The following is a 24,590-nucleotide window of genomic DNA, read 5'->3' as shown; positions in this document are numbered from 1 at the left end:
CGCTACCAGCTCACCGACAGGCTGGCCGACAGCGTGCGGCCGGGCGAGGTATAGCGGTCGAGGGTCGTACTCGCCGCGGATACCAGGGCGATGTCGCCGGCGTCGATGTACATCTTGTCGGCCAGGTTCAGCACGCCGACGTTTACCTTGGCGCCGGGCGCGAAGTTCCAGTGCGCGTACAGGTCGAGTACGCCGTAGCCGGGCTGACGGTAATAGTTGTCGGCGGAAACGCGATCCTTGCGGTCGACGAACCGGCCCGCCAGTTCCGCGCCCCAGACCTCGGCATCGTAGGCAATGCCCAGCGTGGCGGTGAGCGGATCCACGCTGTCCAGCGGCGTGCCGTCGGTGCGGTTCTTGCCGCGCGACCAGGCCGCCGCGCCGCGCATCGACCAGCCGTCGAGCGCCTGCGACCACGCACCGAGGTCGGCACCTGCCTTGAGTTCGACGCCGTGGATCCGGGCTTCCGCGACGTTCTGCGACTGGTACACCATCAGGCCGTCATCGTTGAAACCGATGAAACGCATCGATTCGATGAAGTCGTCGTACCGGTTGTAGTAGCCGGACAAGCTGGCGTAGACGGCGTCGCCCGCATACCGCGCGCCGAACTCCAGCCCGTCGCTGGTCTCCGGCTTAAGGTCCGGATTCGCGATGGCGGTGTAACCGAACTGCACATTGGTGAATCCGATGTTGACGTCGTTGTACGGCGGCGAGCGGAAGCCGCGCGCATAGCCGCCGAACAGCGACCAGTCCGGAGCGAACTTCCACACCATGCCCAGCTTCGGCGACACACTGGTCTCGCGGATGTCGGCCAGTACCACGCCCGGATTGTCGCCGGCGAAGATCGCATCCTGCTCGGGATCGAGGCGGTAGTGGTCGACGCGCAGGCCGGGCACCAGGCGGAACGCGCCGTCAGCGAAGCTGATCTCGTCCTGCACGTAGAGTGCGGCGGTGGTGGTCTCGCTGACGGGGAAGTCGCGCACCGGAAAGACGTCCGGCAACATCACCGGCGTGCTGACGCCGGTCAGCGGGAACGTCCGCAGGCCATCGCGCTTCTGCCGCGTCTCGGCGCGCGACAGATCGATGCCGTATGCCAGCTCGTGGCGTACGCCATCACCGAAGGCCTTGCGGACATTGGCCTGCAATCCGTATGTGCGCTGGTCGAAATTGAACTCGCGCTCGCGGATGTCGCGCAGCGTCGGCGCCGGCAACATGCGCTCTTCGCGCGTGTATTGCGTGGTTTCGCTGTTCTGCCGGTAGACCTGCCAGTCCAGGCTGTCGGCGAAGGCGGATTCGAGCCCGTTCCATGCGTGCGAGAACGCCAGGCGCGCACGCGTCTGGTGATCGCGCGCCGTGACCGAAGTGTTGGTGGCCCCCGTCAACGGCTGCAGGCCGCGCTGGGTCAGCAGGTCGGTGTCGGTCGTGTCCTCGTTGCCTTCGACGGTCAGGGTGAACTGCTGGTTCTGGTCCGGCGCGAACACCAGCTTGCCCAGCAGGCTGCGGCCGTCGCGCTCCTGCGGATTGGATTGCGTGCGCGCACTGCCGACGCCGCCCACACGCCCCTGGTTCTCGGTTTCCTTGCCCTGGCGGTGGCTGACATTGACCAACCCGCTCCAGCGCTCACCACCGAAGGCGGCGGTTGCGCCGCCGAGCAGCCCGCTCCAACTACTGTCGTAGCCGAGACGGACGCCGAGATAGGTGTCCTTGCCGTCATGCAGATAGTCGGAAGGATCCTTCGTGATGAACGACACAACGCCACCGAGTGCGTCCGAGCCGTACAGTGAACTGGAAGGTCCACGGACGATCTCGACGCGCTTCAGCGTGTCCAGGTCGATGAAGTTGCGGTTCGCGTTGGAGAAGCTGCCGATCGAGAACGCGTCCGACACGGCGATGCCGTCGGTCTGGATGCGCACGCGGTTGGCTTCCAGCCCGCGGATGCGGAAGCCGCCGAGGCCGAAACGGCCAAAACTCGACGTCACGGTGACGCCCGGCTCGTAGCGGACCAGGTCCTTGATGTCCCGGATCAACTGGTCGTCCAGCTGTTCGCGATCGATGACGCTGACCGTGTTGGGGACATCCACGACGGCACGCTCGGTGCGGGTGGCGGTGACCTGGATGCGGTCGAACTCCTTCGCGTCTGCCGTCGAGGCGGCGGAGGTGTCTGCGGGTGTTTCGGCGTTGGCATGGCCGGCAAGGGCCAGCCACACGGCCGCGGTCAGCAGCGTGGGGCGGATCATGGCGACAACTTTCCTGAGGCTTGGAGTTGACCCGGAAAGCTGGCGGCCGGTGGATCCTTGGCTGGCGCCCGGAGGAGGGAAGGGTTGGCTCGCTGCCGGTAGCAGGAACCGGCGGGAGACGTATTACTTGGTGAGGATCAGCTTGTCGTTGCTGGTGTGGCGCAGGCGGTAGATGCGGTCGCCATGGCGGATCAGCACCTCGCGCTGCCCCTTGAGCAGCGCGTCGCTGTCGAGGGCATCCTCGTCGCGCGCATGGGACATCGGCAGGGAGAGACGCTCGCGCAGCGTCGACGTATCGGCCAGGGGCAATGCAGTGACGTTCGAGATCATCGGAGGGCTCCACGGAAGGAACGCCAGTGATGATAATGATTCTTATTTGCGAGTCAACAGGCAGTAAGCGACAGTCCGGTGCCGGCGCAAATGAGAATGGCTTCATCACCCTCCGGGGCTCCTGCGTACAATCCGCGAACTTTCCTCCTCCGGGGAGTAGCCCACCCGTCCTGACGGGGTCCGCGCGTCAACACACTTGGTCAGCCGACCATGGTGCGCGGGACGAAGCGATCCGCTTCGCCGGGCAAGACCGAAGGCAGGCGTCGCGCTTAACCCGGGCCGGGCAGTGCGTCGTTTGCCTTCGCGCATCCGCGAACGCCTGGCCCCGGAGTCGTACATGCAATCGCTGCACGCCCTGCTGGTGTCCACCGGCACCGTCACCCTGGCTGAAATCGGCGACAAGACCCAGTTGCTCGCCCTGCTGCTGGCGGCGCGCTACCGCAAGCCCTGGCCGATCGCCTGGGGCATCCTGGCCGCCACCGTGGTCAACCACGCCATCTCCGCCTGGCTGGGCGCGGAACTGACCGAATGGTTGTCCCCCGACGTCCTCCGCTGGGTCGTCGCGGCCAGCTTCCTGGCCGTGGCACTGTGGACGCTGAAGCCGGACACGCTGGACGAGAACGAGAAGCTCCCTGCCCACGGCGCCTTCATCGCCACCACCATCGCCTTCTTCCTGGCCGAGATCGGCGACAAGACCCAGGTGGCCACCGTGCTGCTGGCCACCAAGTACTCCCCGCTTTGGCAGGTCATCGCCGGCACCACGATCGGCATGCTGCTGGCGAACCTGCCGGTGGTCTGGCTGGGCCACCGGTTCGCCGACAAGCTGCCGCTGAAACTGGCCCGCAGCCTGGCCGCCGTCGTGTTCTTCGCCCTCGCCCTGTGGGTGGCCTGGCGCGGCATTGGCTGAATGGCCAGGACCGGGCCGCGCGACTGCTAGACTGCGCGGTCAGAACAACGCGCAGGTCTGGGGGAATACATGCTGGATGTCTTGGGGCGGATCGGCTTCGGCCTGTTCGGTCTGGCGGTGCTGATCGGCATCGTCTGGCTGTTTTCCAACAACCGGCGGGCCGTCGACTGGAAGCTGGTGGCCACCGGCATCACCCTGCAGATCGGTTTTGCGGCGCTCGTGCTGCTGGTGCCGGGCGGCCGGGAAGTGTTCGACTGGCTCGGCCACGGTTTCGTGAAGATCCTGGAGTTCGTGAAGGCGGGCTCCAGCTTCATCTTCGGCAGCCTGATGGATACCGAGAAGTTCGGCTTCATCTTCGCCTTCCAGGTGCTGCCCACCATCATCTTCTTCGCCGCGCTGATGGGCGTGATGTATCACCTGGGCGTGATGCAGTTCATCGTGCGGATGATGGCGCTGGCGATCACCAAGGTGATGAAGGTGTCCGGCGCGGAGACCACCAGCGTCTGTGCCAGCGTGTTCATCGGCCAGACCGAGGCGCCGCTGACGGTGCGTCCGTACATCCCCAAGATGACCGAGTCCGAGCTGATCACGATGATGATCGGCGGCATGGCGCACATCGCCGGCGGCGTGCTCGCCGCGTATGTCGGCATGCTGGGCGGCGGCGATCCGGAGCAGCAGGCGTATTACGCCAAGCACCTGCTCGCCGCGTCGATCATGGCCGCGCCGGCCACGCTGGTCGTCGCCAAGCTGCTGATCCCGGAAACCGGCACGCCGCTGACGCGGGGCACCGTGAAGATGGAAGTCGAGAAGACCTCCAGCAACATCATCGATGCCGCCGCTGCCGGCGCCGGCGATGGCCTGAAGCTGGCGCTGAACATCGGCGCGATGCTGCTGGCCTTCATCGCGCTGATCGCCCTGATCAACGCGCCGCTGACCTGGATCGGCGACGTCACCGGCCTGTCGGCCGCCATCGGCAAGCCGACCGACCTGGCCACCATCTTCGGCTACGTGCTGGCGCCGATCGCCTGGGTGATCGGCGTGCCGTGGCAGGACGCCACCACCGTCGGCTCGCTGATCGGCCAGAAGGTCGTCATCAACGAGTTCGTCGCCTACCTGCAGTTGGCCGGCATCGTGAACGGACAGACGCCGGGCGTGACGCTGACCGACGAAGGCCGCCTCATCGCGACCTACGCGCTGTGCGGTTTCGCGAACTTCAGCTCGATCGCGATCCAGATCGGCGGTATCGGCGGCCTGGCGCCCGAACGGCGTTCGGACCTGGCCCGCTTCGGCCTGCGCGCCGTGCTGGGCGGGACCATCGCCACGCTGATGACCGCCACCATCGCCGGCGTGCTGTCGCACTTCGGCTGATCCGGGCGGGGCGGCCGACGGCCGCCTTGCCTCCATTGTTTACGTTCCCCTCCCGTGACCGCGGCACTGCCGTGGCCCGGACCTCAGGTATCGCCGCATGAACACGCCATCCCCCGCCTTGTCCCGCGTTGTCGTCGTGGGCTCCTTCAATGTCGACCACGTGTGGCGCTGCGACACCCTGCCCGTCGCCGGCGCGACCATCGCCGGCCGCTATGCGAGCGGACCGGGCGGCAAGGGCTTCAACCAGGCCATCGCGGCGGTGCGCGCCGGTGCGGACACGACCTTCGTCTGCGCCCTGGGCGACGACGCCGGCGGCCGATGGGCACGCGACCTGGCGGACGCCGACGGACTGACCCTGCGCGTGCAGGCGAGCGAGGAGCCGACCGGCACCGCCGGCATCTACGTGGATGCGCATGGGCGCAACACCATCGTCATCGGCGCGGGCGCCAACGCGATCCTGTCGGCCGACTTCACCACCGGCCAGGCCGATGTGCTGGCTGCGGCCGGCGTGGTGCTGGCGCAACTGGAATCGCCCGTCGACACCGTGCTGGCGGCGCTTCAGGCCGGGCGTCAATGCGGTGCCACCACGCTGCTGAATCCGGCGCCGGCGAACGCCGCGACGACGACCGAACTGCTCGCGTATGCCGACGTCATCACGCCGAACGAAACCGAATTCGCCGCACTGCTCGCGCGCCACCTGGGCGAGCGCATCAGCGCCGACGATGTCGCCACACTCGATGGCGTCACCCTGCACCAGCACTGCCGGCAACTGTTCCCGCACGGCACGGTCGTGGTGACGCTGGGCGCCACCGGCGTCTACGTGTCCCATCCCGAAGACGCCTTGCGCGGCGACGCGCGCCCGCACTACCGCGTCGCGGCGGAGACGGCCACGGTCGTCGACACCACAGGCGCGGGCGATGCCTTCAACGGCGCGCTGGCGGCCTCGCTCGCGGAAGGCGCGCTGCCGGCGTTCGCCGACCACGTCCGCTTCGCCAACCGCTATGCCGCCCTGTCGACCGAACGGCCCGGCGCTGCACTCGCGATGCCGTCGCGTGCGGAGCTGATCGCGCGCTACGCCGACTGAGCCGGGCGGTTTCCCCGTCACGCGCCGACGGCGGATAATGCCGCCATGCAGATCGGCCCCTACCGCATCGACCCGCCGGTGATGCTGGCCCCCATGGCCGGCGTCACCGACAAGCCGTTCCGCCTGCTGTGCAAGCGGCTGGGCGCGGGCCTGGCGGTGTCGGAGATGACCATCAGCGACCCGCGCTTCTGGAACACCGCCAAGTCGCTGCACCGGATGGACCACGAGGGCGAACCCAGCCCCATCAGCGTGCAGATCGCCGGCACCGAGCCCGAACAACTGGCGAACGCCGCGCGCTACAACGCCGACCATGGCGCGCAGATCATCGACATCAACATGGGCTGCCCGGCGAAGAAGGTCTGCAACGCCTGGGCCGGCTCGGCGCTGATGCGCGATGAAGCGCTCGTCGGTCGCATCCTCGAAGCCGTGGTGAGGGCCGTCGATGTGCCGGTGACGCTGAAGATCCGCACCGGCTGGGACTGCGACCATCGCAATGGTCCGGCCATCGCACGCATCGCTCAGGAAAGCGGTATCGCCTCACTGGCGGTGCATGGCCGCACGCGCGACCAGCATTACACCGGCACGGCCGAGTACGGGACCATCGCCGCGATCAAGGCCGCGCTGCGCATTCCCGTGGTCGCCAACGGCGACATCGATTCGCCGGACAAGGCGGCGCACGTGCTGGCGAAGACCGGCGCGGACGCCGTGATGATCGGACGCGCCGCGCAAGGCCGGCCGTGGATCTTCCGCGAGGTCGCGCACTTCCTCGCCACCGGCGAGCACCTCCCGCCACCCACCGTGGCCGAGGTGCGCGACATCCTGCTGGCGCACCTGCATGCGCTGCACGCGTTCTATGGCGAACTGCAGGGCGTGCGCATCGCGCGCAAGCACCTGGGCTGGTACGCCAAAGACCGGCCGGAGAACCTCGCCTTCCGCGCCGTGGTCAACCGCGCCGAGAGCGCGGACGAACAGGTGCGACTGACCCGCGACTACTTCGACGCCCTGATCGCCGGCGTGACGCCGGTCCTGCCCGCCGCTGCCTGAGGCACGCACCATGTCCGACACGAACGACAGTCCGGCCTACCTCCACGGCTTTTCCCCGGTAGAGCAGGCACGCCTGATGAAGCAGGCCCGCCTGCTGGAAAGCACGATCTTCAACCACATCGACTACACCGGCGCGCGCCGGCTGCTGGAAGTCGGCAGCGGCGTCGGCGCGCAGACCGAGATCCTGCTGCGGCGGTTCCCGGACGTGCATGTCAGCTGCGTCGACCTCAGCGAAGTGCAGCTGCAGGCGGCCAAGCAGAACCTGGCGACGATGCCTTGGTGCCGCGACCGCTACAGCCTGCAGCAGGCCGACGCCAGTAGGCTGCCGTTCGGCGCGCGCGACTTCGACGCGGCCTTCCTGTGCTGGATCCTGGAGCACGTCCCCAGCCCCGCGCGCGTGCTCAGCGAAGTCCGCCGGGTACTGGCGCCGGGCTCGCCGATCTACATCACCGAGGTGATGAATTCCTCGTTCCTGCTGCATCCCTACTCGCCGAACACCTGGCGCTACTGGATGGCGTTCAACGATTTCCAGTACGACAGTGGCGGCGATCCGTTCATCGGCGCCAAGCTCGGCAACCTGCTGCTGGCGGGCGGGTACCGCGACGTGGTGACCGAGATCAAGACCGTGCACTTCGACAACCGCGAGCCGGCGCGGCGCAAGGACATGATCGCGTTCTGGGAAGAACTGCTGCTGTCGGCGGCCGATTCGCTGGTGGAGGCCGGACGCGTCACGCAGGACATCGTCGACGGCATGCGCCGGGAGATGCGCGACGTACAGAACGATCCCGACGCCGTGTTCTTCTACGCTTTCGTGCAGGCGCGCGCCACCGTTTACTGAGGGGTGCCCGCGCGGACGGGCAGGCGCGTGGTGGCGACTTCCTCGTGTGGTGGTTCGGTCCAGATGCGCTGCCACATCAGCCGCAACCGTTGATCGGGCTGTGACCAGGGCCACTCCTTGCGTTGCGGCGGCACCTCGCGCCAGCCACCGGGCGTGGCCTCGGCCACCACGAAGTTGAAGCTGTAGTCCGGCTCCACGCCCATGCGCAGGTCGGACAGGATCAGTTGCCCCTCCTTCACCTGAGACCGCATGAAGCCGCGGTTGAACCAGGTCAGGCGCTGGACCGCGGGCACGCCGACCGCTTCGCGGAGCGCCTGCACGTTGGAGGGGTAACCGCGGAACTGCAGCGGCCCCTCGTCGACCAGCACGGAGCGTTCGGCTTCCACATAGCCCGACGGCGTCATCGCCACCACGCGCCACAGCAGCGTGTTGAACGGCATCGGCACGGAGAAGTAAGGCGCATCGCCCAGCCCCATCGCCGCCAGCGTGCGCTCGGCCTCGCGATCCACCAGGGACTTCGCGACCAGCGACCAGCCGAGATAGGCGGTGCTCAGGACAAGGCCGACGGCCAGCGCACGCTGCGCCGCGACCCGCTCCCGCAGGAACCATGCTGCGATGCAGGCCACCAGCAACCAGGCCGTGTACAGCGGATCGATGATGAACACGCTGGACCACATGGCTGGCGCCGGCATCAACGGCCACCAGAGTTGCGTGCCGTAGACGGTGAAGGCGTCCAGCAGCGGGTGCGTGATCAATGCCAGCTGGATGGCCCAGAACCAGCGCGCCGGCGAGGCCGCGACGCGGCCGTTGCCGAAGCGTTTGAACAGCCACCAGACCAGCCAGCCCACCAGCGGCAGCACGAACAGCGAGTGGCTGAAGCTTCGGTGCACCGTCATCAGGGTGACCGGGTTGTCCGAGAACAGCGCGATCGGCAGGCTGTCGAGATCGGGCAGCGTGCCGAGCGCGGCGCCGGCGAGTAGCGCGGCACGGCGATGCCCGGCGGGAGCGATGATGGCGGCAACGGCGCCGCCGAGGACGATCTGGCTGAGGGAATCCATGCGGCGATTGTAGGAGCGGGTCATGCCCGCGACCATCACCCGGCGTGCACGCCGGGCCGGCCTACGCGGCGCGTTGCGCGCCCTGCGGCACCAGTCGCAGCCGCGGCGCCACGTCGGCCAGCACCTTGCCCGTGTGCGACAGCAGGCACAACGTGCCGTCGGCCTCCTCGCTGAGCGCGGTCAGGCTTTCGACCCAGTCGCCGTCGTTGGCGTAGATCAGCCCGTCGCGCTGGAGCAGCGAGGCACGGTGGATATGGCCGCAGACGATGCCGTCCAGGCTGCGGCGGCGTGCATCGTCCAGCCCCGCCTGCACGAAGCGAGCGATGTAGCGCTCGGCCGCGTCGCTCTGCCGCTTGAGGTACTCGGCCAGCGACCAGTAGCGCAGGCCGAAGCGACGGCGCAGCTGGTTGGTCAGGCGATTGCCGGTGAGGATGCGGTAGTACAGCCAGTCGCCGAACCTTTCCTGCAGCCCGCCGAAATGGGTGATGCCATCGTAGTCGTCGCCGTGGGTCACCAGCAGGCGCCGGCCGTCCAGCGTGGTGTGGATGGCGCGGCGGCGCACCTGCATGGCCGGCAGCACCAGGCCGCAGAAGCGGCGGATCGCGCGGTCATGGTTGCCCGGCACGTAGACCAGTTCGGTGCCGTCGCGCGCCAGCGCGTGCAACGCCTCGACCACGCGGTTGTGGGCGGCATCCCACGACGCGCGGCGCTGCGCCATCCACCACAGGTCGACGATGTCGCCGACCAGATACAGCCGACGGCAGCGCAGTCCGGACAGGAAGTCGGCGAACTCGGCGGCATGGCAATGTTTGGAGCCGAGATGGACGTCGGAGACGAAGACCGCGCGCCGCATCGGGGGTGGCGCGGTCCGCGGGCTCACGCCGCGGTCTCCACCGGAGGCCGGCGGCCGCCGAGATAGCGCTCGCGCTTCTTCGGACGGATGCGGTGCAGGTCCACTTCGATCAGGCCATCGATCGAGTCGCTGAAATCCGGATCGACGCCGAACGCCAGGAAGCGCGCGCCACCGGGTTCGCACAGGTCGGTGTACTGCCTGTAGAGCATCGGCACGCTCGCCCCGAGCGTGTCGAGATTGGCCTTGAGCACGCGGAATCCGGTGTCGGCATCCAGCGCCTCGAACGACAGCGGCGTGGCGGCGTACTGGAACGGATGCCGGGGCCGGGCGTTGCCACACGCGTCTCCGTAGTAGTGCGTGTAGTAGGCGACGATGCGTTCGCGCGCGTGTGCGGGCAGCGCGGCGCTCATCGACACCGCACCGAACAGGTAGCGCACGCCCGGATGCCGGCGCAGGTAGGCGCCGATGCCCTGCCACAGGTAGTCGATGCTGCGGCTGCCCCAGTACTCCGGCACCACGAAGCTGCGTCCCAGCTCCATGCCGCCCGCCAGGCGCGGCAGCGCGTCGTCGGCGTAGTCGAACAGCGAGGCGGTGTACAGGCCTTTCAGTCCCTGTGCCGCGAGCACCGGCGCACCGCGGGCGATCCGGTACGCGCCGGCGATCCTCCGCTGCGACGCGTCCCACAGCACGATGTGCTCGTACCAGGTGTCGAAGGCATCCACGTCCATCCGCTTGCCCGTGCCCTCGCCCACCGCGCGGAAGGTCAGTTCGCGCAGGCGTCCGATCTCGCGCAGCAGCGGCGAGCCACCCGCCAGCCGGCCGACACAGATGCGCTTGCCGTCGGTGGTCTGGCCCAGCACGTCCAGCGCGGCGATGCAGACCTCCAGCACGTCGGGCGACAACGGCTCGACCAGCCGCTCGGCGACATCGACGGGCTCCGGCTCCGGCTCCGGCGACGCCGGCGTGGCGCGTCGTCCGAGCGCATACAGCGCCGCACGGACACCGGCGATCGCGGATGCGACGTCCTCCTCCGCGTCCACGCGCAGCGCCTGGCCGACATGCAACTGCAGGCGCCGTTGGCTGCGGCGGAACATCTCGCGCGCCAGCAGCGCGGTTCCGGCCGGTTTGAACAGCGCCGAGGCGCCATAGAACAGCGGTGAATTGCGCGCCTCCACGCGGATCGGCAGCACCGGCGTTCCGGTGGCGCGGGCGAAGCGCAGGAAGCCGCGACGCCAGCGCGTGTCGCGCACGCCACGCGGACCCAACCGCGAGACTTCACCGGCCGGGAACACGATCACGCATTGCTCGGCCTCCAGCGCCTGCTCCACCGCGCGCACGCTGTCGGCCGATGGCTTGCCGCCCAGGATGCGCACCGGCAGCAGCAACTCCGCCAATGGCGCGATGCCGGTCAGGACGTCGTTCGCGACGATCCTCACGTCCTGCCTCACGCGGCCCACGAGTTGCAGCAGTGCCAGCGCATCCAGCGCACCGGAGGGATGGTTGGCGACGATCAGCAGCCGGCCTTGCGCGGGAATGCGCCGCTCCTCCGCCGGGTCGGCGATCGTCCGCATGTTGAGATGGTCGATGGCGGCATCGACGAAGGCGAGGCCATGCAGGTGACCATGGTCGGCCAGGAAGGCGTAGGCCTGGTCCAGCTTCGACCAGCGGCCCAGCGTGCGCAGCAACGGCCGGGTCAGCCGGGCGCGACGGCCTCGGAACCAGTGGGGATAACGTTCGGTGATCTGCTGTTCCAGCGGGCGCATGGGCAAGGGCTGGCGGCGGGGTGTCGCCGCGCAGCCTGCGCCCGGCGGGCGACAGCGCCGTGTCCGTTTTCTGGCAGTCCGGTGACAACGCCGGTCGACCTGCCCTTAACCCGGTGGCAACCCTGAACGGCGCAGAATGCACGCACCCGTCCCGGCGTGTATCATGCGCGCCCATCTTTTCATCCGAATCAAAGGATATAAGCCCGATGTCCAGCTACCTGTTCACCTCCGAATCGGTCTCCGAAGGCCATCCGGACAAGATCGCCGACCAGATTTCCGACGCCGTGCTGGACGCGATCCTGGCCCAGGACAAGCGCGCACGCGTGGCCTGCGAGACGCTGGTGAAGACGGGCGCCGCCATCGTGGCCGGCGAAGTCACCACCACCGCGTGGGTGGACATCGAGTCGCTGGCCCGCAAGGTGATCAACGACATCGGCTACGACAACTCGGACGTCGGCTTCGACGGCCACACCTGCGCCATCATCAACATGCTCGGCAAGCAGTCGCCCGACATCAACCAGGGCGTCGACCGCAAGAAGCCGGAAGAACAGGGCGCGGGCGACCAGGGCCTGATGTTCGGCTATGCCTGCAACGAGGCGCCGGAATTCATGCCCGCCCCGCTGTACTACAGCCACCGCCTGGTGGAACAGCAGGCCAAGGTGCGCAAGAAGGGCAAGCTGAAGTGGCTGCGTCCCGACGCCAAGTCGCAGGTCACCCTGCGCTATGACGGCAACACCGTGCTCGGCCTCGACGCCGTGGTGCTGTCGACCCAGCATGACCCGGACATCAAGCAGAAGGATCTGATCGAGGCCGTGCGCGCCGAGATCCTGGTGCCCGTGCTGCCGAAGAAGTGGCTGGACGCGCTGCCGAAGAACAAGGTGCACATCAACCCGACCGGCAAGTTCGTCATCGGCGGCCCGGTGGGCGATTGCGGCCTGACCGGCCGCAAGATCATCGTCGACAGCTACGGCGGCATGGCCCGCCACGGCGGTGGCGCGTTCTCGGGCAAGGATCCGTCGAAGGTCGACCGTTCGGCCGCCTACGCCGCGCGCTACGTGGCCAAGAACATCGTGGCCGCCGGCCTGGCCGACAAATGCGAAGTGCAGGTCTCCTACGCCATCGGCGTGGCCGAGCCGACCTCGATCTCGGTCACCACGTTCGGCACCGGCAAGGTCGGTGACGACGTCATCGAGAAGCTGATCCGCAAGCACTTCGATCTGCGCCCGTACGGCATCACGAAGATGCTGGACCTGGAGCACCCGATCTACCAGCCGACCGCCAGCTACGGCCACTTCGGCCGCAAGCCGAAGGAAATCAGCTACGTCGACGCCGCCGGCAAGAAGCACACCGCGACCGCCTTCTCGTGGGAGAAGACCGATCGCGCCGAAGCTCTGCGCAAGGATGCCAAGCTGTAGGAGCGGGCCATGCCCGCGATCGGGCATCCACCGACCTTCCGAACGGGCCGCTAACGCGGCCCGTTTGCTTTTGCTCGCGCCCACACTCACCCACCCGCCGGCATTTTTTGTAGGGGTCGGCCATACCCGCGATGCTTCATGTATCCCCCGAAAGCATCGCGCCCAAGGGCGCTCCTACTGGGGCATCGAGCATCGCGCCGACAGAGCGCTGCTGCACCCGCTCGATGAGGTAGCCTGCCCACCACATCTCCCGCGGACGCAGGCCATGGACACCCTGAAAAGCCACCAGCTCTCGATGACGGTGCTGATGACCCCGGACATGGCCAACTTCTCCGGCAAGGTCCACGGCGGCGCCATCCTCAAGCTGCTCGACCAGGTGGCCTACGCCTGCGGCAGCCGCTACGCGGGCAAGTACGTGGTCACGCTGTCGGTGGACCAAGTGATGTTCCGCCAGGCGATCAACGTCGGCGAACTGGTGACTTTCCTGGCCTCGGTCAACCACACCGGTACCTCGTCGATGGAAATCGGCATCAAGGTCGTGGCCGAGGACATCCGCAAGCAGAGCGTGCGCCACGCCAACAGCTGCTTCTTCACGATGGTGGCGGTGGACGACGACGGCCGTCCCACCCCGGTGCCCGCGCTGGAACCCGGCACGCCAGACGAGGTCCGCCGCTTCGCCGCCGCGCGCCTGCGCCGGGAGTTGCGCGAGGAAATGGAGCAACGGCATGCCGCCCTGCTCGGCACGAAAGCGCACGCCGTCGACTGAGTACCGCCGGTGACCGACCCGCGCCCGGTACAATGGGCGCATGTCTCTGATGCAATTCCAGCGGGTCGACTTCAGCGTCGGCGGGCCGCTTCTCCTCGAACACGTCGACCTGTCCATCGAACCCGGCGAGCGCGTCTGCATCGTCGGCCGCAATGGCATGGGCAAATCCACGCTGATGCGGCTGATGGCCGGCGAACTGAAGCCGGACGACGGCGAAATCCGCGTGCAGAACGGCGTGGTCGTCGCGCGCATGGCACAGGAGGTGCCGCAGGATACGCAGGGTACGGTGTTCGACGTGGTCGCCGAGGGGCTGGGCGACCTCGGCCAGTTACTGGCGCGCTACCACCACGCGCTGCACGACGGCGACATGGACGCGATGGGCGACGCCCAGGCGCAGATCGAGGCGCGCAACGGCTGGGACCTGGACCGCCGCGTCCAGCAGGTGCTGGAGCGGCTGGAGCTGCCCGAGGAAACCGACTTCGCCGCGCTGTCCGGCGGCATGAAACGCCGCGTGCTGCTGGCGCAGGCGCTGGTGCGCGATCCCGACATCCTGCTGCTGGACGAACCGACCAACCACCTCGACATCGAGGCGATCGCCTGGCTGGAAGGCTTCCTGAAGTCCTTCGGCGGCAGCATCGTCTTCGTCACCCACGACCGCAGCTTCCTGCGCTCGCTGGCCACCCGCATCCTCGAGATCGACCGCGGCCAGCTGACCAGCTGGCCGGGCGATTACGACAACTACCTGCGCCGTCGCGAAGAGCGGCTGCATGCCGAGGCGCAGGAGAACGCGCGCTTCGACAAGCTGCTGGCGCAGGAAGAAGTCTGGATCCGCCAGGGCATCAAGGCGCGTCGCACCCGCAACGAAGGCCGCGTCACCGCACTGAAGGCGATGCGCCGCGAACGCGCGCAACGCCGGGAACTGTCCGGCAACGTCAAGATGGAAGCCGCCGCCGCGCAGGCGTCCGGCAAGAAGGTCATCGAAGCCACCCACATCACCCAGGCCTACGACGGCCGCACGCTGCTGGACGACGTGTCGGCGACGATCATGCGCGGCGACCGCGTTGGCATCATCGGTCCGAACGGCGCCGGCAAGTCGACGCTGCTGAAGATCCTGCTGGGCGAGCTGGCGCCGCAACAGGGCGAGGTGAAGCTGGGCACCGGCCTGCAGATCGCCTACTTCGACCAGCACCGCAGCCAGTTGGACGAATCGCGCACCGCGCTGGAGAACGTGGCCGAGGGCAGCGATTTCGTCGAGATCAACGGCAGCCGCAAGCACGTCATCGGCTACCTGCAGGACTTCCTGTTCTCGCCCGAACGCGCGCGCGCCCCGATCACCCGCCTGTCCGGCGGCGAGCGCAACCGCCTGCTGCTGGCCAAGCTGTTCGCGCAGGCGTCCAACCTGCTGGTGATGGACGAACCGACCAACGACCTCGATGTCGAGACGCTGGAACTGCTGGAAGAGCTGCTGCTGGATTACAAGGGCACGCTGCTGCTGGTCAGCCACGACCGCGACTTCCTCGACAACGTGGTCACCAGCACGCTGGTGCTGGAAGGCGAAGGCCGCTTGGGCGACTACGTCGGCGGCTATTCGGACTGGTTGCGCCAGCGTCGCGCGCCAGCCGCGGCCACCAGCCCATCCACGCCTGCCAAGCCCATCCTGTCGAAGCAGCCCGAGCCGGTCGCCGCCAAGCGCAAGCTGGGCTTCAAGGAAGCGCGCGAACTGGAACAGCTGCCGGCCCTGATCGAAACACTGGAAGCCGAAGTCGCCAGGCGCACCGCCGCGATGAACGACCCGGCGTACTACCAGCAATCGCCGGCGGACCTGCAGCGTGCGAACGAGGAGTTGGCCGCGAAACAGGCGGACCTGGACCGCGCCTACCAGCGCTGGTCGGAGCTGGACGGCTGAGGCGGCGTGATGCTGGTGTGGGAGCGACGTAAGTCGCGATGAAACATCGGTAACACGTCATCGCGACTTACGTCGCTCCCACACCGGGATCCCACATCACCCGGTGTTCTGCACGCCCTGCGACACGCCGTTGATGCTGGCGACCAGCGCGTGCAGCAGCGCGTCGTCCTCGCGGTCGCTGTCGCGCCAGCGCTTCAGCAGGTCGGCCTGCATCACGCTGATCGGGTCGATGTAGGGATTGCGCAGGCGGATCGACAGCGCCAGCCGCTGGTCGTGCTGCAACAGCCACTCGTTGCCGTTGAGCGCCATCACCCACTTCGCCGCGGCGGCATGCTCGTGCTGCACGCGCGGGAAGAATTCGCCGTGCAGGTCGCCCGACATCTTCGAGTACATCTCGGCGATGCTCAGGTCGCCCTTGGCCAGCACCATCGAGATGTCGTCGAGGAAGGTCTTGAAGAACGGCCAGTCGCGCGCCATCTCCTTCAGCGCCTCCTCGCCGTACGTGTCCACGGCGGCCTGCAGGCCGGTACCCACGCCGTACCAGCCGGGAATCACTGCGCGCGCCTGGCTCCACGCGAACACCCACGGGATCGCCCGCAGGTTGCCGAGCGCGGCGTCCTGGCCCAGCCGGCGCGACGGACGCGAGCCGAGCGTCATCCGTTCGATCACGTCGATCGGCGTGGCACTGCGGAAATAGTCCATGAAGCGCGGCGACTGCACGAACGCGCGATAGGCCTGCGAGCTCTCCTGCGCGACCAGCGCCATGATCTCGCGCCATGCCGCCTCGCGCGGCTCCGGCGGACGCGGACGCAGGCTCGACAGCAGCACCGCACCGACCGACTGTTCCAGCGAACGCAGCGCCAGCGCGCGGATGCCGTACTTGCGGTGGATCACTTCGCCCTGCTCGGTCACGCGCAGGCGGCCATCGACGCTGCCACGCGGCGCCGCTTCCAGCGCGCGCGTGGTCTTGCCGCCGCCGCGGACGATCGAGCCGCCGCGTCCGTGGAAGAACGTCAGCTTGATGCCCAGCTCCTGGGCGGCATCGACCAGGTCGACCTGCGCCCGCTGCAGGCCCCAGCGCGAGGCGGCGATGCCGCCGTCCTTGCCGCTGTCGGAATAGCCGAGCATCACCATCTGCACGTTGTCGCGGGCCGCCAGGTGCGCGCGGTAGACCGGATCGGCCAGCAGGTCGCGCAGCACCCCGGTGCCGTGGCCGAGGTCGTCGATGGTCTCGAACAGCGGCGCGATATCGAGCGGCACCTGTCCTGCGTCATCGACCAGCCCGCCCCGGCGCGCGAGCGCCAGCACGGTCAGCACGTCGGCGCGGCTGTGCGCCATGCTGATGATGTAGGTGCCCAATGCATCGGTGCCGTGGCGCGCGCGCGCATCGGCCAGGGCGCGGAAGACAGCGTCCAGGCGCTCGTTGCCTTCCTGATCCGATGCCGGCAGCACGTTCTTGCCACTGGCGTAGGCACCGAGTTGCGCGGCGCGCTCGACGGCGTCGCGCTCCTCCCATCCGTCATCCCCGAGCGCGCTCGCGACAGCGCGCGCATGCACGCTGGATTCCTGCCGCACGTCCAGTCGCGCGAGGTGGAAGCCGAACGTACGCACGCGCCAGGCCAGCCGGCGGATCGCGAACCAGCCCGCATGGATGCCGCGGTTGGCTTCCAGGCTGTGCAGGATCAGGTCGACGTCGCCGGCGAGTTCTTCCGGTGACGTGTAGGCCTCGGGCCTGTCTTCCAGCGTGGCCTGCAGGCGCGCGCGCATCAGGTCGTTGAGCAGGCGGTATGGCATGTCGCCGTGGCGCGGGCGCGACTTCTTCGCGGCCTCGGGCATCAGCGCCCGGTACGCCTCCACGCGTGACAGCACCCCGGGCGACACGCCGATCACCGAGATGGACTGGCTCAGCAGCGTGGTGAGCTGGCGCAGTTCCTTCAGGTAGCGCGTGAGGATGGCGCGACGCTGCGCATTCAGGGTGGCGGTGATCGTGCCGGCATCCACGTTTGGGTTGCCGTCCATGTCGCCGCCCACCCACGTCCCGAACCGCAGCACACGCGGCAGGTGCGCGGTGACCTGCGGCGCGGCGCCGTACACGTCGGTGATCGCGTTTTCGAACGTCTCATACAGCACCGGGATGACGCGGTAGAGCACTTCGATCAGGTAGAAGCCGACATGTTCGCGCTCGTCCTCGACGCCCGGGCGCACCGGCGACGAATCGGAGGTCTGCCAGGCCGACGTCAGCGCCATGCGGAAGCGCGCGGTGTCGGTGGCCAGTTCGCCGGGCGTGCGCGTGCCGTCCAGCCCGTTGATCAGGCTGGCGACCATCAGCTGCTCCTTCTCCAGCAGCGCGCGGCGCACGGCTTCGGTCGGGTGCGCGGTGAACACCGGCTCCACGTCGATGCGCGGCAGCCAGTCGGCCAGTTCGGCCAGCGTCACGCCCTGCGCCTTGAGCTTGGACAGCGTGTCGTGCAGTCCGTCGGGCTGCGGTCGCGCACTGCCGGCGCGCTGATACTCGCGCCGGCGGCGGATGCGGTGCACGCGCTCGGCGATGTTGACCACCTGGAAATACGTACTGAACGCGCGGATCAGCGCCTCGGCCTGGGCCGGCGCCTGCCCGTCGAGCAGTCCGGCCAGCGACTGCGGCGGTTCGCCCGCCTGACGGCGCGCGATGGCGGTGGTGCGCACGCGCTCCACGTCGGCCAAGAACTGCGGCGACACCTGTTCGGCCAGCATGTCGCCGACCAGCGCGCCCAGACGGCGCACGTCTTCACGCAGGGGGACATCGGGGGGAGCGAATTCGAGACTGCGGGGGCTGTTCATGCGTGGCGCGTGGATCCCGTCGTTCGTTTGGCCTGTATTGGTATTGTCCCGGCGGACAACTGGTCTGCTGCAAGGCAGCATTCCGGAGCCTACCCGATCAGGGGTGATACGTGCGCCATCGTTTCATCCGGAACCAGCGATATAATGGCGCCCCTTCGCCGAGGGGCGCTGCGACCGTGACCTGGAGTCCGGCCAGGCTCGGTGGAACGAACCTGCAACGGCGCCCGGCCAACCTGCGACCCTGATCGCACAGACCGGAGCAATGCCATGAACGCAGTACGCAAGTTCTCGACCGAGGGCGACTACAAGGTCGCCGACATTTCGCTGGCCGATTGGGGCCGCAAGGAACTGGACATCGCCGAGCACGAGATGCCCGGCCTGATGTCGATCCGCCGCAAGCACGCCACCACCACGCCGCTGAAGGGCGTGCGCGTGACCGGCTCGCTGCACATGACCATCCAGACCGCCGTGCTGATCGAGACGCTGAAGGACATCGGCGCCGACGTGCGCTGGGCCTCGTGCAACATCTTCTCGACCCAGGACCACGCCGCCGCCGCGATCGCCGCGACCGGTACGCCGGTGTTCGCGTGGAAGGGCGAGACGCTGGAAGAGTATTGGGACTGCACGCTGGACGCGCTGTCGTTCCCCGACGGCAAGGGCGGCTTCCTCGGCCCGCAGCTCGTCGTCGATGACGGCGGCGACGTGACGCTGCTGATCCACAAGGGTTACGAGCTGGAACAGGGCGACGAGAGCTGGGTCAACAGCGCATCGGGCAGCCACGAGGAACAGGTGATCAAGGACCTGCTCAAGCGCGTCGCCAAGGAGCGCCCGGGCTACTGGACCAAGGTCGTCGCCGACTGGAAGGGCGTGTCGGAAGAAACCACCACCGGCGTGCACCGCCTCTACCAGCTGGCCGAACAGGGCAAGCTGCTGATCCCGGCGATCAACGTCAACGACTCGGTCACCAAGTCGAAGTTCGACAACCTGTACGGCTGCCGCGAGTCGCTGGCCGACGGCCTGAAGCGCGCGCTCGACGTGATGCTGGCCGGCAAGGTCGCCGTGGTCTGCGGCTACGGCGACGTCGGCAAGGGTTCGGCAGCGTCGCTGCGCGCCTACGGCGCCCGCGTCATCGTCACCGAGATCGACCCGATCTGCGCGCTGCAGGCGGCGATGGAAGGCTATGAAGTCACCACCGTCGAGGACACCCTCGGCCGCGCCGACATCTACGTCACCACGACCGGCAACAAGGACATCATCACCCTCGCCCACATGAAGGCGATGAAGGACCAGGCGATCGTCTGCAACATCGGCCACTTCGACAACGAGATCCAGGTCGATGCGCTGTACGCCTCGGGCGCCACGCGCACCAACATCAAGCCGCAGGTGGACAAGTTCACCTTCGCCGGCGGCAACAGCATCTTCCTGCTCGCCGAAGGCCGGCTGGTGAACCTGGGCTGCGCCACCGGCCACCCGAGCTTCGTGATGTCCAACTCGTTCTCCAACCAGACGCTCGCGCAGATCGACCTGTGGGCAAACAAGGACGTGTACGAATCGAAGGTCTACATCCTGCCCAAGCAGCTCGACGAGGAAGTCGCGCGCCTGCATCTGGAGAAGATCGGCGTGAAGCTGACCACGCTGACCAAGGACCAGGCCGACTACCTCGGCGTGTCGGTCGCCGGCCCGTACAAGCCGGAGCACTACCGCTACTGATCGCTGCGGTTCCGCTGCGACGACGGAACGGGCGCCTTCGGGCGCCCGTTCTGCATTTCACGCAGCGAGTGGCCGTCGCACGCCTTCCTCCGCAACCATTTCGATACCGCTGGGCGCTTGCCTCGCTTCGGCGATCATCGCAAGCTTGGCCGCCGTACCGTCGCCCACGCCTGCATCGGGTCTGCGGCACGACGACCCAGCATCGGGAGTGGACATGCAACGCGACCAGGGGAGCGGCGGTATCGCGCACCCCGCCGACAAGGCACCATCTTCGACGGAACCCCGGTTGGGCGAAAAGGTCGGCTACGGCGTCGGCGACTTCGGCTTCAATCTCTACTGGGCGAACATCTCGGCGTTCCTGCTGATCTTCTACACCGACGTGATGGGGCTGGCCGCCGCCGCGGTCGGCACCATGATGCTGGTCACCAAGATCGTGGATGCCGTCACCGACCCGTTGATGGGCGCATTGGCCGATCGCACCCGCAGCCGCTTCGGCCGCTTCCGTCCCTACCTGCTCTACGGCGCGCTGCCGCTGGCGTTCACCGGCGTGCTGACCTGGACCGTGCCCGACCTGGGCGACGGCGGAAAACTGGTGTGGGCCTATGCGACCTTCACCCTGATGATGCTCGCCTACACCGTGCTGAGCATCCCCTACTCCGCGCTGTCGGGCGTGATCACCGCCGACAGCCAGCAGCGCACGCAGCTGATCAGCTTCCGCTTCATCGCCGCGTTCGCCGGCACGATGGCGGTGAACTGGCTGACGCTGGACCTGGTGCGCTGGCTGGGATGCGGCGACGAAGCGCTGGGTTGGCAGCTGACGTTGTCGCTGTACGGCGTGATCGCCACGGCGGCCTTCGTCACGGTGGCGCTGACCACGCGGGAACGCGTGGCGCCGCCGGCCCAGCAGGCCAGCAACGTGCGCCAGGATGTCGTCGACCTGCTGCACAACCGGCCGTGGATGGTGCTGTTCGCGCTGGCCCTGATCATCATGGTGACCATCGTGATGCGCGGTGGCTCACTGGCCTACTACCTGAAGTACCACCTCGGACGGCCCGACTTGACCGGCTTGTTCCTGGGCACCTACGCGCTCGCCCTGGCCGTCGGCGCCGGGCTGACGCCGTTGATGACGCGCTACGTGGACAAGCGGCGACTGATGGCAGGACTGATGGCGGGCGTCGGAATAGCGAGTTGCGCAATGTTCTTCATCCCGCCCGGATCCGTCTGGTGGATGTTCGCCCTCAATTTGCTGGTCGGGCTGATGCTGGGCCCCAAATCGCCGCTGGCGTTCTCCATGTACGCCGACTGCGCCGACTACACCGAGTGGAAGACCGGACGCCGTGCCACCGCGATGACCTTCGCCGCAGCGACGTTCTCGCAGAAGCTCGGCGGTGCGCTGGCCTCGGCCACGATCGCATGGATCCTGGCGGGCATGGGCTACGTGGCGAACGCGTCGCAGTCGGACGCATCGCGGCTGGGCATCGTGCTGCTGCTGACGGTGATTCCGGGCGGCGTCGCGCTGCTGGCGGCGTGGGTGATGCGCTTCTATCCCCTCGACGGCGCCACCCTCGCGCAGGTGCAGGCCGACCTGCGGGCGCGGCGGGAGGCAACGGCATGACGGACGTCCCGTACGGCTTCCAGGAAGCAGGCCGCCGCTTCGTCCTGACCAGCCCCACCGCGATGCCCGCCGCGTCGACATTCCTGTGGAACCGCCGGATGCTGCTGCAGCTCAACTGCCGCGGCTTCGCCACCGCGCAGTTCATGCAGCCGGAGCCGGCCAAGTACGCGCACGCGCCGACGCTGGAGGCCAAGACCTTCATGCAGCCGGAGCAGCCGTATTACGCGCACCATCCGGGCCGCTTCTGCTACGTGAAGGACGAGGAGGACGGTGCGCTGTTCTCGGTACCGCACGAGCCGGTGCGCCGCGCGCCGGAGGCCTTCGCGTTCTCGGTCGGCCTGAGCGACGTCGCGTGGCGCGTGCAGTGCGCGGGCATCGAGGTGGAAATGAGCGTCGTGCTGCCCACCGACGACGTGGCGGAACTGTGGACACTGCGCGTGCGCAACCGCGCCGGCCGGCGACGACGGGTGAGCCTGTATCCGTATTTCCCGGTCGGCTACATGTCATGGATGAACCAGTCCGGCCGCCATCGCGCCGAGCTGGGCGGCATCGTCTGCGACAGCATCGCGCCGTACCAGAAGGTCGAGGACTACTTCCGCCAGCGCGACTTCAAGGACCGCACCGTGCTGCTCTACGAACAGGCACCGGATGCGTGGGAGGCCAACCAGGCGCAGTTCGAAGGCGAAGGCGGGTTGCACGCGCCGCAGGCCATCGCCGGCCAGGATCGCCTGGGCGGCGGCGACGCGGCCTACGAGATGCCCACCGCGGTGCTGCAATATCGCGTCGACCTGGAGGACGACGAGGTGCGGGAGTATCGCTTCGTGTTCGCGCCCGCGCGCGACGACGACGAGATCCGGCAGCTCCGCGCCCGGCATCTGTCGCCGCACGGGTTTTCCGACGCCGCTGCCGCCAGCGGGGCATACATCGATGCCGGTACCGGCTGCCTGCGTATCGAAACGCCCGACCCCTGGCTGGATGCCTTCGCCAACCATTGGCTGCCTCGGCAGGTGTTCTACCACGGCGACGTGAATCGCCTGACGACGGACCCGCAGACGCGCAACTACCTGCAGGACCACATGGGCATGGGCTACCTGCGCCCCGAGGTCGCGCGCGCGGCGTTCCTGCACGCGCTCTCGCAGCAGGAACCGTCGGGCGCGATGCCGGACGGCATCCTGCTGACGGAAGGCGCGGAGCTGAAGTACATCAACCAGATCCCGCACACCGACCATGCCGTGTGGCTGCCGGTCTGCCTGCGCGCCTACCTGGACGAAACCGGCGACGATGCCCTGCTGGACGCGCCGGTGACCGACCGCGAGGGGCACGTCGCAACGGTGTCCGAGCGCATCACCCGGGCGATGCGCTGGCTGCTGCAGGCCCGCGACGCACGCGGTCTCAGCTACATCGCACAGGGCGACTGGTGCGATCCGATGAACATGGTCGGCTGGCGCGGACGCGGCGTGTCCGGCTGGCTGACGCTGGCCACCGCCTACGCGCTGAAGCAGTGGGCGGAGATCTGTGCGCGACGCGGTGAGGATGCGCTCGCCGGGGAATTCCGCCAGGGGGCGGACGCCTGCAACACCGCCATGGATAGCCACCTCTGGGATGGCGACTGGTACGGCCGCGGCATCACCGATGACGGCGTCGCCTTCGGCGTCGGCAACGATCCGGAAGGCCGCATCTTCCTGAATCCCCAGAGCTGGGCCATGTTGAGTGGCGCCGCCGACGCGGCCAAACGCACGCGCATGCTGGCCGCCATCGATGCGCACCTGGTATCGCCCTACGGCGTGACGATGTTCGACCCGCCGTACACGCGCATGCGCGAGGACGTGGGCCGGGTGACGCAGAAGTTCCCCGGCTCGGCGGAGAACGGTTCGGTCTACAACCATGCTGCGGCGTTCTACCTCTACAGCTTGTATCGGGTCGGTGACGCCGACCGGGCCTGGCAGGTGTTGCGCGCCATGCTGCCGATGCCCGATGCCGCCGACTGCCTGCAGCGCGGGCAGGTGCCGGTGTTCGTGCCGAACTACTACCGCGGCGCGTGGCGCCTGCATCCACGTACCGCCGGCCGTTCCAGCCAGTTGTTCAATACCGGCACGGCGGCGTGGCTGTACCGCTGCCTGGTGGAGGAACTGTTCGGGCTGCGTGGCGAGGGCGATGCGCTGCGGATCGCGCCGCAGCTGCCCTCGCACTGGCGGTCGGCGCGCGCGACGCGCAGCTTCCGGGGCGCGACGTTCGAGGTCGCCATCGAGCGGGTAGGCGGTATCGCGAAGGCGCGGGTCGCCGTCGATGGTGTCTGGCAGGAAGGCACTACGCTGCGCGGCTTCGACGCTGGCCGCACGTACCAGGTGCGCGTCGAGCTGCCGGCATGAGCGGGCACGGCCGCGTCGTCGTGGTGATGGGCGTGTCGGGCAGCGGCAAGACCACGCTGGCGCGCGCCTTGGCCGATGCCTGGCCGGCGACGTTCCTCGATGCCGACGACGTCCACAGCCCGGCCGCGAAAACGCGCATGGCTGGCGGTCATCCGCTCACCGACCGCATGCGCGCGCCCTGGGTGCGCCGTATCGCGTTGGACCTGCAACGCCGGGTAGCGACGGGCGAGCGCGTGGTGCTGGCGTTCTCCGGCCTGCGCCGGCGTCATCGCGACCGGCTGCGTGCCACCGGACTGCCGCTGAAATTCCTGTTCCTGCACGGCGACGCGGCGCTGATCGCGGCGCGTATGCAGGCACGGCGTGGCCACTACATGCCAGCATCGCTGCTCGACAGCCAGTTCGCCGCGCTGGAGACGCCAGTGGACGAAGCCGATGTCGTGCGGATCGACGCGACCGAACCGCCTGCCGTACAGCTGCGGCTTGCCCTGGCGGCGCTGCCGCCGGATTGAG

At 68.2% G+C, this 24,590-nt stretch carries 18 protein-coding genes and 2 riboswitches; of the genes, 12 read left to right on the top strand and 6 right to left on the bottom strand.

Going from position 1 to position 24,590, the window contains the following annotated elements; genetic code table 11:
- Positions 1-2 precede the first annotated feature (2 nt).
- Positions 3-2,234, bottom strand: a complete 2,232-nt coding sequence (locus tag ACGHX3_RS03985; RefSeq protein ID WP_394696471.1) for a TonB-dependent hemoglobin/transferrin/lactoferrin family receptor — start codon at positions 2,232-2,234, stop codon at positions 3-5.
- Positions 2,235-2,357: 123 nt separating this feature from the next.
- Positions 2,358-2,564 carry a hemin uptake protein HemP gene (gene hemP, locus ACGHX3_RS03980; RefSeq protein WP_162339289.1) on the bottom strand — a complete coding sequence of 69 codons (207 nt, stop codon included), beginning with the start codon at positions 2,562-2,564 and terminating at the stop codon, positions 2,358-2,360.
- A 146-nt stretch (positions 2,565-2,710) separates the two neighbouring features.
- Positions 2,711-2,860: riboswitch (yybP-ykoY riboswitch) on the top strand.
- 41 nt (positions 2,861-2,901) lie between these two features.
- Here hemP and ACGHX3_RS03975 point away from each other — a divergent pair.
- The 5 genes from ACGHX3_RS03975 to ACGHX3_RS03955 all read left to right on the top strand — a co-directional run bounded on the left by ACGHX3_RS03975 (position 2,902) and on the right by ACGHX3_RS03955 (position 7,805).
- Positions 2,902-3,471 (top strand): TMEM165/GDT1 family protein, encoded by a 570-nt coding sequence (locus ACGHX3_RS03975; RefSeq protein WP_213600995.1) that lies wholly within the window; start codon positions 2,902-2,904, stop codon positions 3,469-3,471.
- Between the two features lie 69 nt (positions 3,472-3,540).
- The gene (locus ACGHX3_RS03970; protein ID WP_162339290.1) at positions 3,541-4,839 is read left to right on the top strand and encodes a NupC/NupG family nucleoside CNT transporter; all 1,299 of its coding nucleotides are present in this window, start codon (positions 3,541-3,543) and stop codon (positions 4,837-4,839) included.
- Positions 4,840-4,957: 118 nt separating this feature from the next.
- Entirely contained in the window at positions 4,958-5,923 is a 966-nt protein-coding gene (locus ACGHX3_RS03965; protein ID WP_394697236.1) for a ribokinase, read from the top strand.
- A 45-nt stretch (positions 5,924-5,968) separates the two neighbouring features.
- On the top strand, positions 5,969-6,967 hold the full coding sequence (dusB, locus tag ACGHX3_RS03960; protein ID WP_394696470.1) for a tRNA dihydrouridine synthase DusB: 999 nt from the start codon (positions 5,969-5,971) through the stop codon (positions 6,965-6,967).
- Positions 6,968-6,977: 10 nt separating this feature from the next.
- A complete protein-coding gene (locus ACGHX3_RS03955) occupies positions 6,978-7,805 on the top strand; it encodes a class I SAM-dependent methyltransferase (RefSeq protein WP_162339292.1) in 828 nt (275 codons plus the stop codon).
- On the opposite strand, the gene ACGHX3_RS03950 is transcribed toward ACGHX3_RS03955, so the two are convergent.
- From ACGHX3_RS03950 to ACGHX3_RS03940, 3 genes are all read right to left on the bottom strand, one after another.
- Positions 7,799-8,863 (bottom strand): metal-dependent hydrolase, encoded by a 1,065-nt coding sequence (locus ACGHX3_RS03950; protein WP_394696469.1) that lies wholly within the window; start codon positions 8,861-8,863, stop codon positions 7,799-7,801. The genes ACGHX3_RS03955 and ACGHX3_RS03950 overlap by 7 nt on opposite strands.
- Positions 8,864-8,924: 61 nt before the next feature.
- Positions 8,925-9,716: a UDP-2,3-diacylglucosamine diphosphatase gene (locus ACGHX3_RS03945; RefSeq protein WP_394697235.1), complete on the bottom strand. Its 792-nt coding sequence runs from the start codon at positions 9,714-9,716 to the stop codon at positions 8,925-8,927.
- 23 nt (positions 9,717-9,739) lie between these two features.
- A complete protein-coding gene (locus ACGHX3_RS03940; protein WP_394696468.1) occupies positions 9,740-11,479 on the bottom strand; it encodes a lysophospholipid acyltransferase family protein in 1,740 nt (579 codons plus the stop codon).
- Between the two features lie 206 nt (positions 11,480-11,685).
- Between ACGHX3_RS03940 and metK the strand changes: the two genes are divergently transcribed.
- From metK to ACGHX3_RS03925, 3 genes are all read left to right on the top strand, one after another.
- Complete coding sequence (gene metK / locus ACGHX3_RS03935) at positions 11,686-12,894, top strand: methionine adenosyltransferase (RefSeq protein ID WP_313929304.1); 1,209 nt, start codon at positions 11,686-11,688, stop codon at positions 12,892-12,894.
- A 265-nt stretch (positions 12,895-13,159) separates the two neighbouring features.
- Positions 13,160-13,660 (top strand): acyl-CoA thioesterase, encoded by a 501-nt coding sequence (locus ACGHX3_RS03930; protein ID WP_313929303.1) that lies wholly within the window; start codon positions 13,160-13,162, stop codon positions 13,658-13,660.
- A gap of 40 nt (positions 13,661-13,700) precedes the next feature.
- Positions 13,701-15,566, top strand: a complete 1,866-nt coding sequence (locus ACGHX3_RS03925) for an ATP-binding cassette domain-containing protein (protein WP_394696467.1) — start codon at positions 13,701-13,703, stop codon at positions 15,564-15,566.
- Between the two features lie 96 nt (positions 15,567-15,662).
- Here the strand turns inward: ACGHX3_RS03925 and ppc are convergent, their stop codons facing one another.
- Positions 15,663-18,386, bottom strand: a complete 2,724-nt coding sequence (ppc, locus tag ACGHX3_RS03920; protein ID WP_394696466.1) for a phosphoenolpyruvate carboxylase — start codon at positions 18,384-18,386, stop codon at positions 15,663-15,665.
- A 154-nt stretch (positions 18,387-18,540) separates the two neighbouring features.
- A riboswitch (S-adenosyl-L-homocysteine riboswitch) is annotated at positions 18,541-18,619 on the top strand.
- A 34-nt stretch (positions 18,620-18,653) separates the two neighbouring features.
- Between ppc and ahcY the strand changes: the two genes are divergently transcribed.
- The 4 genes from ahcY to ACGHX3_RS03900 all read left to right on the top strand — a co-directional run bounded on the left by ahcY (position 18,654) and on the right by ACGHX3_RS03900 (position 24,589).
- A complete protein-coding gene (gene ahcY / locus ACGHX3_RS03915; RefSeq protein ID WP_394696465.1) occupies positions 18,654-20,096 on the top strand; it encodes an adenosylhomocysteinase in 1,443 nt (480 codons plus the stop codon).
- Between the two features lie 214 nt (positions 20,097-20,310).
- Entirely contained in the window at positions 20,311-21,711 is a 1,401-nt protein-coding gene (locus ACGHX3_RS03910) for an MFS transporter (protein ID WP_394696464.1), read from the top strand.
- Complete coding sequence (locus tag ACGHX3_RS03905) at positions 21,708-24,080, top strand: GH36-type glycosyl hydrolase domain-containing protein (protein ID WP_394696463.1); 2,373 nt, start codon at positions 21,708-21,710, stop codon at positions 24,078-24,080. Before ACGHX3_RS03910 ends, ACGHX3_RS03905 begins: the two co-directional genes overlap by 4 nt.
- On the top strand, positions 24,077-24,589 hold the full coding sequence (locus tag ACGHX3_RS03900) for a gluconokinase (protein WP_394696462.1): 513 nt from the start codon (positions 24,077-24,079) through the stop codon (positions 24,587-24,589). The genes ACGHX3_RS03905 and ACGHX3_RS03900 overlap by 4 nt, the downstream gene beginning before the upstream one ends.
- The last annotated feature ends 1 nt before the right edge of the window (position 24,590 follow it).

Origin of the sequence: Pseudoxanthomonas japonensis, assembly GCF_043632995.1 — a bacterium.
In the GTDB taxonomy this organism is placed as follows: Bacteria; Pseudomonadota; Gammaproteobacteria; order Xanthomonadales; family Xanthomonadaceae; genus Pseudoxanthomonas_A; species Pseudoxanthomonas_A japonensis.
The sequence above is the reverse complement of the archived record's forward strand: the minus strand, read 5'-3'. Positions and strand labels throughout refer to the sequence as shown.